Source organism: Pseudomonadota bacterium, assembly GCA_039033415.1.
Taxonomy (GTDB): domain Bacteria; phylum Pseudomonadota; class Gammaproteobacteria; order Xanthomonadales; family SZUA-38; genus JANQOZ01.
The window spans coordinates 118,288-135,558 of record JBCCCR010000012.1 but is presented as its reverse complement, the minus strand read 5'-3'; the positions used below and the strand labels follow the sequence as shown (position 1 = coordinate 135,558).

Sequence of the window (17,271 nt, the reverse complement as noted above, 5' to 3'; positions counted from 1 at the left end):
AGATGTTCGTCTTAGGGGAGTCGGGACTCCTTAGCTAGACCCGATTCCCCTTTCAACCACTAGTTCCACGCAGAGTCCATGAATTCTGTGCCCCGAGGGGATTGAGCGTCATGAATCGACTGGGAAGAAAACTAATGAGCGTGTGGGCATCAGCCGGATCGCGCTACATGCCCTTCGCTGACGTCGCCACACCTGACCTGCCGCTTTCTCGTCTCCTCCGGCTTTCGCTTTTCCAGGTTTCCGTCGGTATGTCGCTGGTGCTGCTGGTCGGGACCCTCAATCGGGTGATGATCGTGGAGCTCGGCGTGTCCTCCTCGCTCGTCGGCCTCATGCTCGCCATGCCTCTCGTCTTCGCCCCGTTTCGGGCGCTGATCGGGTTCCGTTCGGACCACCACCGCAGCGCCATCGGTTGGCGCCGCATACCCTTCATGTACAAAGGCACGCTCTATCAATGGGCCGGTTTGGCCATTATGCCGCTGGCCCTACTGGTGCTCGGCGGCAAATGGCATGCGGCGGGTGCGCCGGTCTGGATCGGCCAGGCCACAGCAGCGCTTGCGTTTCTACTCGTAGGCGCTGGCGTCCATACGGTGCAGACTGCAGGTCTAGCGCTAGCCACCGACTTGACGCCCCCAGAATCTCATCCCAAGGTCGTTGGTCTGATGTATGTCATGCTGCTTATGAGCATGATTGCCAGCGCGCTAGTGTTCGGGATGGCACTGGCAGAATTTACGCCCGGCCGCCTCATCGCCGTGGTTTCCTGGACCGCACTGCTGACACTCGCGCTGAACGCCGCTGCCATGTGGAAGCAGGAGACTCGCCACACGCAGCGCCGCCCGAACGATACGGCGGACCCGAGCTTCCGCGAAGCGTGGGCAAACTTCTGCACGGGTGACCGCACGATCCGGCGTCTAGCCGCGGTCGGGCTGGGCACCATGGCCTTTGGTATGGCCGACGTGCTCCTCGAACCCTTCGGCGGTCAGGTGCTGAACCTGTCAGTGAGCGCAACCACTAAGCTCACAGCCCTATTCGCACTCGGCGGCCTGGTTGGCTTTGCCTTTGCATCCCACATCCTTGGACGCGGCGGAGACCCTTACCGGGTAGCTCGCGGCGGCGCAGTTCTCGGCCTCCCAGCCTTCGTGCTCGTCATGATCGCGGCACCGCTGGCCACGCCGATGCTCTTCCTGCTGGGCAACTTCCTGATTGGCTTGGGTGCTGCCCTCTTCGGGCACGGCACGCTGACCGCGACCATGAACCGCGCGCCCAAAGCGGAGGTTGGCCTCGCTCTCGGTGCATGGGGTGCCGTCCAGGCCACAGCCGCCGGTGTTGCTATGGCCGCCAGTGGTGTTATTCGCGACCTTGTGAACCTAATCGCCGGACTCACGGACAATCTTTGGGGCTTCGCTACCGCGGCCACCGGCTACATGACGGTGTACACGATCGAGATTGTGCTGTTGCTCATCACCATCGTCGCCACTGCACCGCTCATCATGCGGCGTCGCGCACGCCGGATAGCACTGAGCGTTGGCGTTGACGCCGGCGGCGGACCGGTTGCCTGACGCCATGACTAGCGCAACGGAACAAGCATACTCATCGACTGCGAGACCTATGAGCATTCCCACGACAGAGACTGACTGGAGAAGCGCCCTCGTTCCCGTCCCCGTTGCAGCCCGGCCAGCTCGTTCAGTAATCAAACGAGCGTTGGTGGTCGGCCGCTATCTCCTCGGTCTACTATTTCTCGTGGGCTTTGTCGCAAAGGTCATCGACGGCTGGCTTTGGTCAGACGCGTTTCTCGACCACCTCAACGCGCGTCTGATTGACCCGCCACCGCTAACCGCGTTCCAGCAGATGTTCCTCACACAGTTCGTGATACCCCACTACTTCCCGCTCGGCTGGGTCGTAACGTTGGGAGAACTCCCGATTGCGCTTGGGCTGTTGTTTTCTGTCCGCATTCGCTTCTTTGCGATCTCGGCGGTGGCGATGATGATCGGGTTTGCGGCCGGCGGCTACGTGGACGTCTCAACGATGTTTTTGATGGCGTTTGCGATTGCCTTAGCGATCTACCCACTCAGCGGGCGTCAGGCGCCCTCCCTCTGAGCTAGGATTTCTTAAAAAACAACTCTCTGAGCTTGGACCAGGGCACGGGTGGTCGGCCGTTAATAAAGTTGCGGATGATCCGCTTGTCGTTCGGCAGCGTACCCAGGCGAACATGTTTAGCGATGGTCCGGGCCATCACCGGCCATTCGTCTTTCTCGATCTCCGCGTAGTGTACCCAGTCCTCCTGCAACGCCCGCCCCCATTCTTTCCAAAAATGCAGCGTCAGCTTGTAGATCGGCTCAGGAATGTTGTTGATGGGCAGGACCTGGCGACACACGTCCTCGATATGAGCGTCAACATTATCAAGTTCATCACGATCGTGAAGATCGGCATCGCGCTCAAGCGCTTCCGCCATAATATCTGCTGCTTTTGCGGCCAATGTCTTGCCTTATCAATTGCTACGGGCGCATGAGTCTAGCAGACGGCGGCCGTCGGATTGCTGACCTAAGCACGACAACTCGCAAGAGCTACACCACGACGTCAGGCAGCAGACCAACCCTACCTGCACACGGCCAAGGCGCCAGCGAGCCGCTAGCACGCCGAGAGCACGCCAACGACCGCTCCGCAAAGTGTTGCAAGGTCTTCATCATCCATGATGTAGGGCGGCATCAGGTACACCAGCCGACCGAAGGGGCGGACCCAGACTCCAGCCTCTACCAGGGCAGCCTGCAGCGACGCAACGTCCACTGGCTCCACCATTTCCACCACGCCAATAGCGCCGAGCGTGCGCACGTCCGCTACTCCCGACAGGTTGCGACACGGCGCCAGTCCGACCTCGAGACCTCGTTCCAATCGTTTGACGTTCTTCTGCCAGGGGCCGCTCGTCAGCAGATCGATACTGGCGCTGCCCACCGCGCAGGCCAGCGGGTTTCCCATATAGGTTGGCCCGTGCATCAGGACGCCGCCATTGAGCCGGCTGCTTGAGATCCCGTCCGCGACGCGGGTGGTGGCAAGCGTTGCGGCGAGCGTCAGGTACCCGCCGGTCAGGGCTTTTCCGACCGCCATGATGTCCGGTGTGATGCCGGCGTGGTCGCAGGCAAACAGTTTTCCGGTGCGGCCGAAGCCGGTCGCAATTTCGTCGGCAATGAGCAGCAAATCGAGTTCGTCACACAACTCACGGACCTGTTTGAGGTACTGCGGGTGATAGAACCACATGCCTCCGGCGCCCTGCACAATTGGTTCGAGCACCACCGCCGCGAGCACCTCCCGATGGTCGCGGGCGAGTTTTTCGAAGGCTTCAAAATCGGCGGGATCGTACTCTTCCGTGAAGCGGCACTGCGGGCTGGGGGCAAACAGCCGCTTCGGCAACACGTCACTAAAAATCTCGTGCATACCGGTAACGGGATCACAGACCGACATGGCCTGAAAGGTATCGCCGTGGTAGCCGGACCTGACGGTCAGCAGCTGATTCTTTTGTGATTCCCCGGCGGCAAACCAGTACTGGAAGGCCATCTTGATGGCGACCTCCATGGCAACCGACCCCGAGTCGCAGAAGAACACGTGTTCGAGCCCGGCCGGCGACAGGTCAACCAGCTGTCGGGCCAAAGCAATCGCCGGCTGATGCGTGATGCCGCCGAACATCACGTGCGACATCCGGTCGGCCTGGTCCTTGAGCGCTTGATTCAGGCGTGGATGGTTATAACCGTGAATGGCGGCCCACCAGGACGACATGCCGTCGATCAGTTGGCGCCCGTCGGCGAGCTCAAGCCGCACGCCGTCGGCGCCGACCACCGGGTAGACGGGGAGCGGCTCATTCATCGACGTGTAGGGATGCCAGATGTGCCGCCGGTCGAAGTCGAGGTCCGCTGAGGTTATAGCAGGCGCTCCGCCTGCCGCATTTTGGTCTGCCGCTGCTGATTTGGATTGCATCATGGGTCCCAAAAAAATGGCCCGCTAGGAGCGGGCCATTTTGGCAGATTCCTGCCCGGGAGAAAGCCTCCCGGACAGTCGTTTTTTGGCGAGCGATTTACTGACCGAACGCCATGTTGAAGACGAGACCAATCGTCCGCGGCTGGTTCACCCGGTAACCGAAACGACCGGCGCCGCCCAGTTCGCGGTCCAGCGACAGAAGCGCGTTCTCGTCGGTAGCGTTGTTGACGTAAAGCGCCACATCCCAGGTTTCGTTACGAGCACCCAGACGCAGGTTGTAAATCTCGTAAGACGGCAGCTCCGGCTCAACAAACACCGTGGCGTCCGGCAGCGGGTTGCCGATGTTGGCAACGGCCGGCCCGGTGACGCCGACACCTGGCTCCTGATCCACCAGCTGGGTAAAGCGAGAACCCACGTGCTGCGCGGTGGCGGTGAAGTAGCCGTCCCAGTTTTCGTTCCACTGGAATTCGTAGGTGCCAGACAGCGCGAGCTGGAACTCCGGAACGCTGGGGAGACGGTTGCCATCGCGCACGCCACCAAGCACCGTGGTGTTGCCCGCGGTGTCGGTGGAGATCAGGGTCGACTCTACTTCCGCCTCAACGTAGCTGCCAGCGGCTGACATAAAGAAGTTGTCAGTAATGTTGGCCGAATACTCAAACTCGATACCGGTAGCCTGCGCATCGGGAACGTTAAACACGATCCGCGATGAGCACGTACCGGCGTCGATGGTGGCCTGCAGGTTCTCAATGTCAGCGGTGAAGGCGGACACGTTCAGCACACCAGCGCCGTCCATGACTGTGGTTTTCAGACCGATCTCGTAGTTGGTCAGCTCCTCGTCGTCGAAGCGGCCTTCCAGCGGCTGGAACGTCGCGAAGTCGGCGGGGCTGCAGGCGCCGGTGTTGAGCGGGTCGTTGACGCCACCCAGCCGGAAGCCTTCGGAGATCTGCGCGTTGATCTGTGTTCCTTCACTCAGGTCGTAGCTGACCATGACGCGCGGGTTGATGCCGTCACTATCGGTATCACCCGGAACGCCGATCGACTGACTGGCAAACAGACCGTCGAAGTTCAGCACCCGGCTTTCCTCGAAGTCGTAGTAGCGCGCGCCTGCGGTCAGCGTGAACTGGTCGGTAATGTAGTAGCTGAACTCACCAAAAAACGCGAGCTGCTCAAAGTTGTAAGGGATGCGCGAGAAGAACAGCGTATCGGTCGGGTTGATCACCCCAGCCGTGGGAATGCCGGTTAGCGCTTCGAAGCCGTTCACCGGCAGCGTCTGACCGTAGTCACGATCGATATCGCTGTAGAACGCGCCGATCACCCAGTCAAAATCGCGATCACCTTCGTAGGCTGAGGACAACCGGATCTCCTGGGTGAACATCTCCACCGTAGTTTCGTCGGACAGTGGGCCGTCCAGCGTTTCCACCGCCGTGTCGGCAATGTCCCGCGGCAGCCCAAGCAGGCCGCTGATGACGCCGAGGGTCAGCGCAGAAGCGTCGCGGAGCACGAGCAGGTCGCGGTCGGTGTAGGAGGTGATGGACGTCAGCGTAACGTTGTCAAAATCGTAGTCGACCTGCGCGTCCACCAGCAAGAACTCGTCCTCAAACTGTTCCTGAAGCTGCGTGTACTGTTCACGCTCTCCGGGGCTGATCGCCGGCCGGGTTGTCGTAAAGGGGTTGGCCAGTACGTTGAAGGCGTCCTGACGGTTAAAGCCGTCGAGGTCAACTTCTTGATAGATGATGCGCGGCGTGATCGTCAGCCGATCGTTGGGCTGAAACTTCAGCGCCGCGCGAATACCGGATCGGCTGCCGTCGTTGACGTCTTCGTTGACGCCGCCACCGGGCTGCAGCGCGTCGATAAAGCCGGCGTATTCGGTGTGGTACGCCACAATGCGGGCGGCCGCCGTCTCACCCAGCGGGATGTTGATGGCGCCTTTGGCGTCAAACCCGAAATCGCCGTCTTCCACCGAGCTCAGGCCCAGCTGGAGCGAACCTTCGTTGGAACCGATCTCAGGCTGGTTGCTGATGTAGCGTACCGTGCCGGACAGCGAGCCGGAACCAAACAGCGTGCCCTGAGGACCACGCAGGACCTCCACGCGGTTCATGTCATAGAAGTCGAGGTCGGGGGTGAATAGCGACAGGGAAATCACCGACTCGTCAAAATACACGCCCACCTGCTCTTTCACGCCGGGCTGGTCGCGCACAATCTGACCGGCCGAAATGCCGCGGATCGACACCTGGCTCTGGCCAGGACCGAGGTTTTGTACGGAGAAACCTGCCACGTTTTGCGACAGATCTTCCAGGCTGTTGATGCCTCGGGCCTGAATCTGGTCGCCGCTGAGCGCCTGCACGGCAAACGGAACGTCCTGCAGCGTTTCCTCGCGCTTCCGGGCCGTTACCACAATTTCTTCCAGGGCCTGGGCGTGGGCCATGCTGGCCATGCCGGGGACAAACTCAGCGCCCAGCAGGGACACGGTGCCCGCAATGAGACCCAGACGAATCGCCTGGCCCAGAGATTTCTTCTTCAAAAGGGATTGGTTCTTCATGGCGTTGCTCGCTATGTGATTGGGATTGGAAGGTCTGCCCGGTGAATTCCTGCATCCGGGCAGTTGCGATACCAAAAAGATTAGTCAGAAGCTATTTTCTGTATCGCAATACACCAGCCGACGGCAGTCTATGCCATCCACATGCTCAGTTACAACGGCGAGAGGTCAGGATCTGTACACGCGCTTATCCCGTTTTTCGCTAGGAAAACAGCGGAAAATCGCGGACTTGGATGGGCGTTAGCTTGCCGGTCGGATGTAGGTGTAGGCTCGGGAGACCGGTTGGCTGTAAATACAGACGTTGGTCATCTCGAGCGACTCGACGCAGGTCTTGAGCGCGTCTCTGATTGGGTCGAGCTGCTGTTCGGAGATGATGGCGTGAATGATGCTGCGCTCCACGTTGATTCGCACCCCGTGGCTGTTGGGCTTGGCATCCGCCTCAATGAACTTTGCCTGGCTGGCGTTGGCGCCGGGCGCACCGGCGGCGAGCAGAGCGTCCATCACCGTCTCGGTATTTTTTCGTGAGCTGACACAGGACAGGATGACCTGCCCGTCCAGCGACTGGCGCTGGCGCAGCTTGCCGAACAGATTGAGCCCAGCCCCGGCAGCGGCCGCTCCCTGCTGGACGCTCTGCTCGCGCCAGGCGGTGCCGCCTTTCAGTCCATCGATAGCGGCCACCATCTGCTGCATCGTCGCCGGCTGCCTGCGACCACCAAACGTGCTGGCGATGCTCACCAGGCCCTTTTGTACCGGCATCCGGTAGAGAAATCCTCGGCCAGGAGTGTCGATCCGCCCGGCCGCCACCATGGCCTCAACCACGGCATCAGCGTCTGCGTTATCGACGACCACAATCATCACTTCTTTGGTGGGTTTCTTGGTGATCTTCAGCCACCCAAGACTGTCACGCAGCCCACGCCCTTCACAGTAGTGGATGATCGGGCCGTGGGTGCCGACCTGAAGCGCCGCGCGGGATATCACGTCGGTCTGTTCGGCTTGCACGATGCAGAAAATGGCTGTTAGGTTTTCTTTCAGCCCGTCGGAGGCGTCCGGCGCGTCATCAAACTCCTGGCCGCCGGACCAGAGCGCAAAATCCTCGGAGTAGGCAAAGTCAAGGCAGGGAACCGAGAACACCGCACCAGCGCCGGCCTGCTGAATCCCGCCGCTGTCGATAATCTCCTCGATAATGTGATCGACTTCAGGGTCCGGGACAAAAAACTGGAGCAGCGTTTTTTCCGGACTGATCGTGGGCAGAAACGATTGGTACCAGGTATCTTTGATCAACGTTCCCCGCGCGCTGAGTAAGAGGACACTCGGATCGCCCTCGTTAAAAACGCGTTCGATCACGGGGTCGGCAGACATCCGCGGCAGCAGCGCGGTAACCACCGAAACCTTGTTATTGGTGATCAAGCGGGTCAAGGCGATTCCTGCACCGGCGCGCTGGTGCCCTCACGCGCCTGGCGTCCGGCCACAACCCGCCCGATCAGCAGCACTGTGATGATCGGACCGACCGACGCTAACGCCAGGATGCCGAACCCATCGATGATCCCGGGCACGTTAGCCCCGATACCCAGGCCCATGGCCAGCACCAGCGGCACGGTGATCGGGCCGGTTGTTACGCCGGCTGAGTCCCAGCCGAAATTCACAAACTCTTCGGACGACGCCAGCGTGAGCACGATCAACCCCAGATACGAGGGCAGAAGCATCCAGGCGAGCGGGATGTTGTACGCAATTTTACAGACTCCGGCGGCAATTCCGAGCCCAACACCGAACGCCACCGACTGCATCAGAAGCTTCTTTTTGAAAGCGCCAACGGTGATTTTTTCCACCGTGTTACCCAGCGCGTTGAGGGCGGGCTCCGCCAGCGTTGCGCCGTAACCCAGAAAAAATCCAAAGAGCGCCGCCAGCGCCTTGCCGGCGTTGTCCGACTCAAACAGCGGACCCTCGCGGCCTTCCATCCCCCAGGGCGTGATCGCGGCAAAGGTCCCCGGCACGTTGCTGCCAAGCTGGGAACCCAGCGGCGTCAGGCCCAGCGAGATGCCGAGCACAAACAGGCACATGCCCAGCACCGCAAAGAGGATACCGATACTGATTTCGTCGATGCGCTGTACCTTCTCCCGCAGCACCAGGCGCAGCGTGAGAAACAAGAACAGGCACAGCGGGATGATGGCCCGCAGCGCCTCGAACATCGCGTCGGCCAGCCCCTGCAGAATGCTTTTGCTGCCGTCCCACTGGGTATCGCTGATCATGGCCGGGCGTTCCACCAGTGGCCTGGACAGCACAACCGTCGGGTTGGTCAGCACAATCTCGCCGTCGCGAAGCTCAGGCTGCCCGCCCTCAAAACGGATGTTGAGTTCACCCAGCGCGTCGGGATTATCGACATACCGGACGAACTCTTCTTCGGTGATTATGGATCGACCGTCAGTGGCGCCGGCCGCCGCGTCCGAGAGCGCTGAGCTGACCGTCGCGGATCCCGCATAGTTTTCTGCACCCCAGTAGTCTTTGGCCTGGTAGTGGTACATCCCCAGCAGCAGCACCGCAAGAATCGGAAACAGCGACGCCAACGTGACGATGCCAAAGCCGGCGTTGCTCGATTCGCCGCTGCCGACGATTCGGCATACGCCCACCCCCAATGCCAGCACCAGAGGCACCGTCACGGGCCCGGTGGTGACCGCCCCGCAGTCCCAGGCCAGCGCCAAAATTGGTTGGGTCACCGGATCTAAATTCAGCACGAAGGTTAAGCCGCAAAGGATCAGAACGCCCGGCACAATTAACAGCTTCAGCGACCACCCGTAGAAAAAGCGCAGCACGCCGAGCAGCACTGCCGCCCCGACGCCCAGCCCGACAGATAGCACCAGCTGGCCCGAAAAGTCGTTCAGCAAACTGAACAGCAGCGGCGCCTGATCGGGCGCAACGCCTGACCCGGCCGCCTTCAGGACGGATATCGCCGGCTCAGCAAAGGTGGCGCCAAGGCCGAGCACAAACGCGAAGCCGAGGATCACCGGCAGCGGAGAATTTCGTGGCAAAACCGCCCCGATGGTTTCGCCCAGCGGCATGAGCCCGAGGCGCAGGCCCTCCATGAAGAACATCAGGCCAACGGCCACGATCACGATGCCCACACCGATCATGGTGGCGTAAACGATCGGCAGTCCCAGCACCAGAATCTGGAATACGACCAGATAAACCACAATGAACCAGACGCTGCGCACCTGCTCCATCAGGTTTTCGGCGAAGTAGGGGTAAAGAATCCGCAGCGTGTCGGACCACCCCAAACGGGTGGTGACGGACGCCTTACCGTCGCGCGGGTCTAACCCTGCGGGCTGCATTTGCGATGCCATCCTGGCAGTCTTCCCCCTGCTCTAACTGAAACGTTGCGCCTAAGCGCAGCCATGCCCCGACTTCGGGCCTAACGTTTTCCTGGCTTTGGTTATGCCATAATCCGCCGGCACGAGCAAAGCCCGGTTGCGCTAAGCCCGCGGCCCGCAAGCAAATTTGAGCCACAGTTGCTAAACGCAACGCATTCGAAAGCACCACTTTCCCAACGCGCCAGAAGGAGAAAACATGCTTCGCTTTGCAACGGCACTGCTGACAGGTTTGCTCGGTGCAAGCTGCGCGGTTGCGCCTTCAGACCCTCGCAGCCCCAACAAAGCCGGCGATCTTGCCTTGGTTATCGACAATCCGATCGCAGAACCTAAGCCGATCGATCCGGCGCTGCGGTCCGCCGCTGCGTGCGAAGCGCTGCTGGAGCAGCTCGATCAGTCGGAGCAGCTGGTCAGTCGCCTGAATTCCCGGCTGGATAGTCATGCGGCGCAGGTGGAAGCAACTGTAGCCACGCTGCAGCCAGCGCCTGCCCCTGCACCCCAGGATTGCCCCGAGCCCGCCGCCGTTCTGCCCGAGGGCAAACAGCTTATCGGTGGACTGGAATGGATCTTTATGGAGCCGCCAGGACGCCACTACCGGGCGCGCGTCGACAGCGGCGCGGACACCTCATCGATCAGCGCCAGCGAGATCACCGAATTTGAGCGCGACGGCGACGACTGGGTCCGATTCGTGTTTCAGCACGACAGTCCGGAGGAGGCGGTGCAGTTCGAACTGCCGGTCGTTCGCACCGCGATGATTCGGCAGGCCTCGGTCAAAGGCGCCGAGCGACGGGTTGTCGTCGAAATCGATATCCGGCTCGGCGACCAGCTGCAGACCACCGAATTCAACCTGGCTGACCGCAGCGAAATGACTTACCCGGTGTTACTGGGCCGCGCGTTTCTCATGGACCTGTATCTCGTGGACGTCTCACGGTCCTACACCCAGCAACGCTACCGGCCGGCGCGCCCCTGATCATGCGGGTTGCTTCCCGAACGCGGCGACGCATTTCCCTGATCGGGATTGTCGGCGTGCTGATGCTGGTGGGAATCAGCATGTCGGTCCACCGGCACCTGACGGCCGATGTCCCTTGGCTACCGGGGGAAGAGAAGCTTATCTGGTCGATCGAGGCAAGCGTCGAATTTGTCGGCAGCGGCAGACCAGCGAAGGTCACCCTTCGACGCCCTACCGATCAACCGGGCTTTTCCGTGCTGAGCGAAAGCGGCGCCTCCCCGGGCTACGGCCTGGCGTTCCTGGACGATGATGACCTGCCGGCAGCTCAGTGGACTACGCGCGAAGCGAACGGACTTCAGCGGCTTTATTACCGCGCGGAGGTGCTGCAGCGCAGCGCTGGGGGCAACGGCGAAGCAGCGCCGCCGCCAGCATTGCGGACGCCATCCTGGGAGGAGCCCTACGCCACGGCTGTCAACGCGATTCTCGATCAGGCGTACCAGCAGTCCTCCGACCCGTTTACGATGGCCCGGCAGCTGACCGGACTCTTCCGGGCCGCAGAACCAGCGCAGGACGTCCAGCTGTTGATCAACGGCGTCGGCGAAGACAACCTGACTGAGCTGCTGGCCGATATGCTCCAAAGCCGCGACATCCCCGCGGCCACGGTTTACGGATTGATGCTGGAAGACGGCCGGCGGCGCCAGCGCCTGCGTCCGCTGCTGAGGGTCTGGTCCGAAGACCAGAGCCAGGTGTTTCGGCTGGACTCGACATCGGAGGAGGCGCGTCGGCCGCTGCTGCTGTGGCAACCCACTCGTGGCTACACGCTGGAGGTTGAGGGGGGCAGCAGCTCAGAGCTGTATTTCTCCATGATCCGGTCCGAGCGGACCGACTACGGGCAGGTTGCCCGCGCGCTGGGCACGGCCAACGACTGGCTAGGGTTTTCGATCCACGACCTCCCGATCGAAGAACAAGCGATGTTCAAAACCATCCTGCTGCTGCCCGTCGGTGCGCTGGTCGTTTGCCTGCTGAGGATTCTCGTTGGGCTGCGAACCTCCGGGACGTTTATGCCCGTGCTGATTGCGCTGGCCTTCATCGAAACCAGCCTGCTCACCGGCCTCATCGGTTTTCTATTGGTGGTGTCTGTCGGCCTGATGATCCGGTCTTATATGTCCCACCTGAACCTGCTGCTGGTGGCCCGAATCTCCGCGGTGATAATCACCGTGATTGCGATCATCGCGCTCTTCAGCGTCTTCAGCTACGAGGTGGGGCTCACCGAGGGGCTCAAGATCACCTTTTTTCCGATGATTATTCTCTCCTGGACCGTCGAGCGGATGTCGATCCTGTGGGAGGAAGAGGGTTGGAAAGAAGTGGCGGTTCAGGGTTCGGGTAGCCTGCTGACCGCCATTGCCGCGTATCTGGCCATGACCAACCCCTGGATCCGCCACCTGAGCTTCAACTTTATTGGCCTTCAGCTGGTGGTGCTGGCGTTGATTATTCTGCTGGGCAACTACAGCGGCTATCGGCTGCTGGAGCTGCGCCGCTTCCGCGCCATGATCAACCCGAAGCCCGGCACGGGTTGAGCTGATGGGTATTCTGAGCCGTGTTCTGGCAAGACCGGCGCGCCTTCGCGAGCTGGGCATCGTTGGCATGAACGGACGCAACATCGACCTGATCGCTCGGCTGAATCCGCGACGCCTCTATCCGCTGGTCGACAATAAGCTCAAAACCAAGCAGCTGGCCGAACAGTACGGGATCCCCGTGCCTGGCCTGATTCACGCCGTCGACACACAGCGCGATATCCGCGAGCTGCCCAGGCTGCTCGCGCGACGGAGCGGCTTTTGCGTAAAACCGGCCAAGGGCAGCGGCGGCAAGGGAATTCTGGTTATCACCGGCCGCAAACCCGGAGAATTCATCAAGAGCAGCGGCATGAGCCTTCGCCTGCGCGACATCTCTCACCATGTGAGCAATGTCTTGTCAGGCCTGTTCAGCCTGGGCGGCAGCCCGGATACCGCCGTGATCGAAGAGCTGATCGAACCCGACCCGATCTATGACGATCTCTCGGTGGAGGGTGTGCCCGACATCCGGATTATTGTGTACCGCGGCATTCCCATCATGGCGATGATGAGGCTTTCCACCCGGGCATCCGACGGCAAAGCCAATCTGCATCAAGGTGCCGTAGGGGTGGGACTGTGTATCCAGAGCGGTCGATCGGTGAATGCGGTTCAGTTCAACGATCTCGTGGCAACACACCCAGACTCGGGTGCCGATCTGAGGTCGATCGAGATCCCCAACTGGCATGACATGCTGGAGCTGTCGGCCCGCTGCGCTGACGCAACGGGGCTTGGCTACCTGGGCTGCGATGTGGTGCTGGACGTCAACCGCGGTCCGCTGCTGCTGGAGCTGAATGCCCGCCCCGGGCTCGCGATCCAGATCGCCAACGGCAGCGGACTTGCGCCGCGGGTCGCGGCGGTAGATAAGCTCCCGCCAGCGGCACTGCTCGAGTCACCGGGCGACCGCGCCCGGCGAGCGCAGTCGATGTTTGCGGCGCTCATTTAGGCAGTGTCAGTGCCCGCTCCAGCGCTCTCCCGTCGCAGAAGCTCCGCCTTTCGCTCAACCCCCCAGCGATAGCCCGACAGACCACCGTCTGATCGGACCACCCGATGGCAGGGGATGGCGACCGCCAGCGGATTAGCGCCGCAGGCGGCGGCCACCGCGCGCGACGCACGAGGCTGGCCGATTGCTTCGCTGATCTGTCGGTAGCTCCGGGTCTCGCCGCGCGGGATTTCCGTCAGCGCCTGCCATACCCGCTGCTGAAATGCCGTGCCCCGGATATCCAGCGGCAGCTCCGAGCTGCCGTCACCCTGCTCGATCAGCCCGGCAACCTGCGCCACCAGCGCGTCGAAGCCTGCGTCTCCGCCCCGCAGATCGGCCCGGGGAAAGCGGCGCTCAAGATCCGCGAGCATCACTTCTGGTTCGTCACCCAGCGCAATGGCACAGACGCCCCGATCCGTAGCGGCCACGAGCAGGCAGCCGAGAGAACACTGGCCGAGCGCAAAATAGACGACGTGGCCGCTCCCGCCGGCGCGATAGTCTGTCGGCTTCATGCCCAACGTTTTGGCGGCGGTGGCATAGAAACGCGCACCCGAGTTGTAGCCCGCCTCGAGCGCAGCTTCGGTGACGGTTTGTGACTCGGTTAAGCCCGTGCGTAGCCGCTGCTGGCGCTGAGCCTCCCAGTACGCTTTGGGGGAAATGCCGAGCGCTCGCTTGAACAGCCGATGAAAGTGGAACGGACTGAGATGCGCTGCCGCAGCCATCTCGTCGAGAGCCGGCATGGTGGTCGCGGATTCGATCAGCCGGCAGACGGTGGCAATCGCCTTTTGCTGACGATCGGTCAGCGGTTTTTGGTCGGAACTTGGTTTTGACACCCGAGTATTCTCCACCGGCTGGGCCGCAACACAATGAGGACTATCGTAGAGGCTGCGACGGTGGCGATCATCTCGCTTCTTGCGCTGTGAGGAAGTGACTTCTGCGGGGGCAAAAAAAAAGGGCCTGCGCGTCGGAGAGGGGTGCCCCCGACCGCGCAGGCCTTAAGATAAAGAAACGCGGGGGAGGCAATCCCGGCGTTTCAGCGGCAAAACGCGAAAGTCGCGCAGTGCAGGTGAAAAAAACTTCCCTGTTGTCGCGGCGAATCCGTTCGGCCGTGTGGCGCTAGTGCGCCGACGAATGCAGGTTCCTCCAATTGCCCCCGGAGAAACGTGACGCAGCTCACGCAAGCCCGGCGATCACCCCTGAGTTGACGTTTGTTGACACAAACGGTGATGACTTTCGGCGCTTGCACTCCCTCGGCACCGGGAATATGTTCCGGGGAAGGTTACGGGAGCGCGCGATGGATCATCCGCCTAAGTTCGTTAAGTCATTGTTTTCTTTGCTTTTGGCAGGAGTAATTGGCACCGGACTAGCAGCCGGACCGCCGGTTTTTGACACGCCGGACCGCAAAAGCCTGGGTCGGGGAGCCCACGCGCTGAAAAAAGGTTTCCCGGAAGACGCCGTCAAAAACTTTCAGCAGGCTGCCCGTTACGGCAATAAGGACGCGCAGTTCACCCTGGGCATGATGTATGTCCGCGGTTTGGGCGTCGAGATGGATTGGGCCCACGGCTCGGCCTGGCTCGAGCTGGCTGCCAGCCATGGAAACCCTGAAGCCATCGAAGCCAACAAGCAGGTGCGGGAGCAGCTGAAGCCTGAGGAGGTGCGCAAGGCTCAGCAGTGGACGGAGAAACTGGCGCCGGAGTTTGGCAACGCTGCCGCGGTGGAGCGGCGGGAAACGTGGATCCGCAAGGAGCGGCGCAAGGTCACCGGTTCGCGCACCGGGCGCACCGCCGCGGTACAGATCCAGGTCGCGGACGCCACCGGCTATACGTGGCAGGTCGCCGGCCCGAAGTATTTCGAGCTGCTGGAAGGTAGCTACATCCTCGCCTTTCGGCAGCAGATGGGTGAGGTCACCATCGGTGAGCTGAAGGTCCTGGAAGACGAGCCCTAAGCCCCATGGCGTGAACTCGGTCAAAAGACGGTTCTGCCGATCCGTGGTAGCATCGCGGCTCCTCCATAAGGGCACTCTTTAGGAGTAATTCCACATGAAATCCACGGGTCAAACATTTTCTGTTGTTCTGCTTTCCCTCCTGCTCGGCGCCTGCAGCCAGTACGTTAAGCGGGACGAATTCGACGCTGCGGTAGCCGATCTTCGGGCCGCTGACCGGGCTAATCAGGAGGAGCTGGCGGTTCTCAGCACGCGCTTCGGCGAGCTCACCGAAGACCTTTCCGCCCGTTTCGAAGACTACAACGCCCGAATTCAACAGCTGTCGGGCCGACTTCGAGTCGACATGACGGCCAACTTTGCCTACGACGATGCCACTCTGCGTGATCAGGATAAGGAAGCGTTGGGTGCATTTGCTGAGGTGATCCGAGTCCATCATCCGGACGTGATGGTGACGGTCGAAGGGTTTACCGACTCCGCCGGTTCTGCCGAGTACAACCAGTGGCTGGGTATGGAGCGAGCCAAGGCTGCGCGCCAGTTTCTGGTCACCGAAGGCGGCCTGAACTCGAGCCGGGTCCGCGCCGTCAGCTATGGTGAAGACGCAAACCGTCAGATTGCACCCGGTGAGTGGGGCGACTCAGGCTCAGCCAACCGCCGCGTTGCGCTAGTTATCGACCACGTTCCCGGCTGAAAACCACAACCTTCGCGGACCGGGCATTCGCCCGGTCCGCTGAAGCTTAACCCTCTTCCTCGAACGCAAATCCTTTTTTCTCAGCGGCTGCGCGCAGCCCAGATCTGATCGCATCGTCCAGGCCTTCCGCATCGTCACGCTTGGCTTTTTCCTCCGCGATGAACTGCTGGCGCTCCCGATTGAGGTCCGCGATTTCCTGCTTTAGCTGCAAACGTTTGTCCTGCTTTTCTTTCAGGTAATCAGCACGCTGCTCCAGATTCATCTCTCGCATGGGCTCGGGCAACTCAGCCTCTGCAACCTCTTCCAGCGAGGTGCCGCCAGCGACCGCGTCCACCAGATCCCAGTTTTCCGCGCGGTAGAAGGAACCGGCCTTTGCCGCCACGCGGCTGGCTGCCGCGGGCGCGCTCATGCCGTACGCATTGGCGTCCTGCGCCTGCTGGTTCTTGCGCCCCTCCTCACCGCCCGCCCCAAAAGCGACGTAGGTATCGTTGAGCTGCTCGTTGAGCGACAGCAGCGTATCGTCGACCGGCGTTGCCACATTGGCTACCGCAGCCGCGCTTTGATCGATGCTGGCGAAGACGCCCTCGCTGAGGGTTGCCACGTCGGCCCAGCCGCGGGCATCACTGTCCAGCGGTCCGCCGCAGTAAATGGTGTTGACCACAATGTCGCGATCCAGGGCCGTCCTGACGGCGCTCTCCACGCTGATCAGCGGATCTTGTTCCGCCCCCTCGTTGCCGGCCACGAACAGCATCCGCAGGGCGTCTGCGTCATGACTCCAGTCGAGGCGCTTGACCGCCGTGTCGATCGCCCGCGCGACGTATTCGTCTCCTCCGTTGGTCTGAAAGGCAAACAGCGTCTGGTTGACCCGATCAAGATCGCGGGTAAAAGGCTGATCGAGCCTGACGTAGCCCTCCTCCGCCGAGTAGCTCGGGCTGCCGAAGCTGATGACCGCCACCCGCAGATCTGGCTGCGGCGAGGCACTGCCGAGGTCATTCACGATATCCCACAGCCGCTGGCGGGCTGAATTGAGCAGCCCGCTCATGGAACCGCTGACATCGAGAGCAATCACCAGATCGACGGATCTAGTCGTCGGATGTGTCTCGGGCGCAGCGGCAGACGTTGCCTGCGCGGCGGTCCCGACCAGCAGCCAGGCCGCAAGCAAAAACCCCCGGAGAGCACGGGGGAATCGGTTGGCCGCTCGGGCCGAAAGGCAGAAACGTTTTTTCATCGAAGTACTCCACGGTT

Annotated in this window: 14 protein-coding genes; 7 read left to right on the top strand and 7 right to left on the bottom strand. The window is 61.5% G+C overall.

Annotation, left to right across the window (positions count from 1 at the left end):
- Positions 1 to 110: 110 nt before the first annotated feature.
- Complete coding sequence (locus AAF358_11875) at positions 111 to 1,556, top strand: PucC family protein (protein MEM7706246.1); 1,446 nt, start codon at positions 111 to 113, stop codon at positions 1,554 to 1,556.
- A 145-nt stretch (positions 1,557 to 1,701) separates the two neighbouring features.
- Positions 1,702 to 2,094: a DoxX family protein gene (locus AAF358_11870; protein ID MEM7706245.1), complete on the top strand. Its 393-nt coding sequence runs from the start codon at positions 1,702 to 1,704 to the stop codon at positions 2,092 to 2,094.
- A 1-nt stretch (position 2,095) separates the two neighbouring features.
- Here AAF358_11870 and AAF358_11865 read toward each other — a convergent pair whose 3' ends face one another.
- The 5 genes from AAF358_11865 to AAF358_11845 form a co-directional block, all read right to left on the bottom strand.
- On the bottom strand, positions 2,096 to 2,473 hold the full coding sequence (locus tag AAF358_11865; GenBank protein MEM7706244.1) for a hypothetical protein: 378 nt from the start codon (positions 2,471 to 2,473) through the stop codon (positions 2,096 to 2,098).
- 152 nt (positions 2,474 to 2,625) lie between these two features.
- Positions 2,626 to 3,909 (bottom strand): adenosylmethionine--8-amino-7-oxononanoate transaminase, encoded by a 1,284-nt coding sequence (gene bioA / locus AAF358_11860; GenBank protein ID MEM7706243.1) that lies wholly within the window; start codon positions 3,907 to 3,909, stop codon positions 2,626 to 2,628.
- A 151-nt stretch (positions 3,910 to 4,060) separates the two neighbouring features.
- Positions 4,061 to 6,502 carry a TonB-dependent receptor gene (locus tag AAF358_11855; GenBank protein ID MEM7706242.1) on the bottom strand — a complete coding sequence of 814 codons (2,442 nt, stop codon included), beginning with the start codon at positions 6,500 to 6,502 and terminating at the stop codon, positions 4,061 to 4,063.
- A 237-nt stretch (positions 6,503 to 6,739) separates the two neighbouring features.
- Positions 6,740 to 7,915 carry a hypothetical protein gene (locus AAF358_11850; GenBank protein MEM7706241.1) on the bottom strand — a complete coding sequence of 392 codons (1,176 nt, stop codon included), beginning with the start codon at positions 7,913 to 7,915 and terminating at the stop codon, positions 6,740 to 6,742.
- Complete coding sequence (locus AAF358_11845) at positions 7,912 to 9,834, bottom strand: DUF1538 domain-containing protein (GenBank protein ID MEM7706240.1); 1,923 nt, start codon at positions 9,832 to 9,834, stop codon at positions 7,912 to 7,914. Before AAF358_11845 ends, AAF358_11850 begins: the two co-directional genes overlap by 4 nt.
- Positions 9,835 to 10,057: 223 nt before the next feature.
- Here AAF358_11845 and AAF358_11840 point away from each other — a divergent pair, with 223 nt between their 5' ends.
- Genes AAF358_11840 through AAF358_11830 form a run of 3 tightly spaced genes read left to right on the top strand, consistent with a single transcriptional unit; the run spans position 10,058 to position 13,360 of the window.
- Complete coding sequence (locus AAF358_11840; protein MEM7706239.1) at positions 10,058 to 10,828, top strand: ATP-dependent zinc protease; 771 nt, start codon at positions 10,058 to 10,060, stop codon at positions 10,826 to 10,828.
- A gap of 2 nt (positions 10,829 to 10,830) precedes the next feature.
- Positions 10,831 to 12,384 carry an inactive transglutaminase family protein gene (locus AAF358_11835; protein MEM7706238.1) on the top strand — a complete coding sequence of 518 codons (1,554 nt, stop codon included), beginning with the start codon at positions 10,831 to 10,833 and terminating at the stop codon, positions 12,382 to 12,384.
- A 4-nt stretch (positions 12,385 to 12,388) separates the two neighbouring features.
- Positions 12,389 to 13,360 carry an alpha-L-glutamate ligase-like protein gene (locus tag AAF358_11830; protein MEM7706237.1) on the top strand — a complete coding sequence of 324 codons (972 nt, stop codon included), beginning with the start codon at positions 12,389 to 12,391 and terminating at the stop codon, positions 13,358 to 13,360.
- Here AAF358_11830 and AAF358_11825 read toward each other — a convergent pair.
- Positions 13,357 to 14,229, bottom strand: coding sequence for a methylated-DNA--[protein]-cysteine S-methyltransferase (locus AAF358_11825; protein ID MEM7706236.1), 873 nt, complete (start codon positions 14,227 to 14,229; stop codon positions 13,357 to 13,359). The two genes, AAF358_11830 and AAF358_11825, sit on opposite strands and share 4 nt — an antisense overlap.
- Positions 14,230 to 14,690: 461 nt before the next feature.
- Between AAF358_11825 and AAF358_11820 the strand changes: the two genes are divergently transcribed.
- Entirely contained in the window at positions 14,691 to 15,341 is a 651-nt protein-coding gene (locus AAF358_11820) for a hypothetical protein (protein MEM7706235.1), read from the top strand.
- A gap of 94 nt (positions 15,342 to 15,435) precedes the next feature.
- The gene (locus tag AAF358_11815; GenBank protein ID MEM7706234.1) at positions 15,436 to 16,026 is read left to right on the top strand and encodes an OmpA family protein; all 591 of its coding nucleotides are present in this window, start codon (positions 15,436 to 15,438) and stop codon (positions 16,024 to 16,026) included.
- A gap of 46 nt (positions 16,027 to 16,072) precedes the next feature.
- On the opposite strand, the gene AAF358_11810 is transcribed toward AAF358_11815, so the two are convergent.
- The gene (locus tag AAF358_11810; protein ID MEM7706233.1) at positions 16,073 to 17,254 is read right to left on the bottom strand and encodes a vWA domain-containing protein; all 1,182 of its coding nucleotides are present in this window, start codon (positions 17,252 to 17,254) and stop codon (positions 16,073 to 16,075) included.
- Positions 17,255 to 17,271 lie beyond the last annotated feature (17 nt).

Excerpts from the sequence above, each read along its gene's own strand:
- AAF358_11875 (MEM7706246.1), top strand. The coding sequence starts at position 111 with ATGAATCGACTGGGAAGAAAACTAATGAGCGTGTGGGCATCAGCCGGA.
- AAF358_11855 (MEM7706242.1), bottom strand. The coding sequence starts at position 6,502 with ATGAAGAACCAATCCCTTTTGAAGAAGAAATCTCTGGGCCAGGCGATT.
- AAF358_11845 (MEM7706240.1), bottom strand. The coding sequence starts at position 9,834 with ATGGCATCGCAAATGCAGCCCGCAGGGTTAGACCCGCGCGACGGTAAG.
- AAF358_11840 (MEM7706239.1), top strand. The coding sequence starts at position 10,058 with ATGCTTCGCTTTGCAACGGCACTGCTGACAGGTTTGCTCGGTGCAAGC.
- AAF358_11835 (MEM7706238.1), top strand. The coding sequence starts at position 10,831 with ATGCGGGTTGCTTCCCGAACGCGGCGACGCATTTCCCTGATCGGGATT.
- AAF358_11830 (MEM7706237.1), top strand. The coding sequence starts at position 12,389 with ATGGGTATTCTGAGCCGTGTTCTGGCAAGACCGGCGCGCCTTCGCGAG.
- AAF358_11820 (MEM7706235.1), top strand. The coding sequence starts at position 14,691 with ATGGATCATCCGCCTAAGTTCGTTAAGTCATTGTTTTCTTTGCTTTTG.
- AAF358_11815 (MEM7706234.1), top strand. The coding sequence starts at position 15,436 with ATGAAATCCACGGGTCAAACATTTTCTGTTGTTCTGCTTTCCCTCCTG.
- AAF358_11810 (MEM7706233.1), bottom strand. The coding sequence starts at position 17,254 with ATGAAAAAACGTTTCTGCCTTTCGGCCCGAGCGGCCAACCGATTCCCC.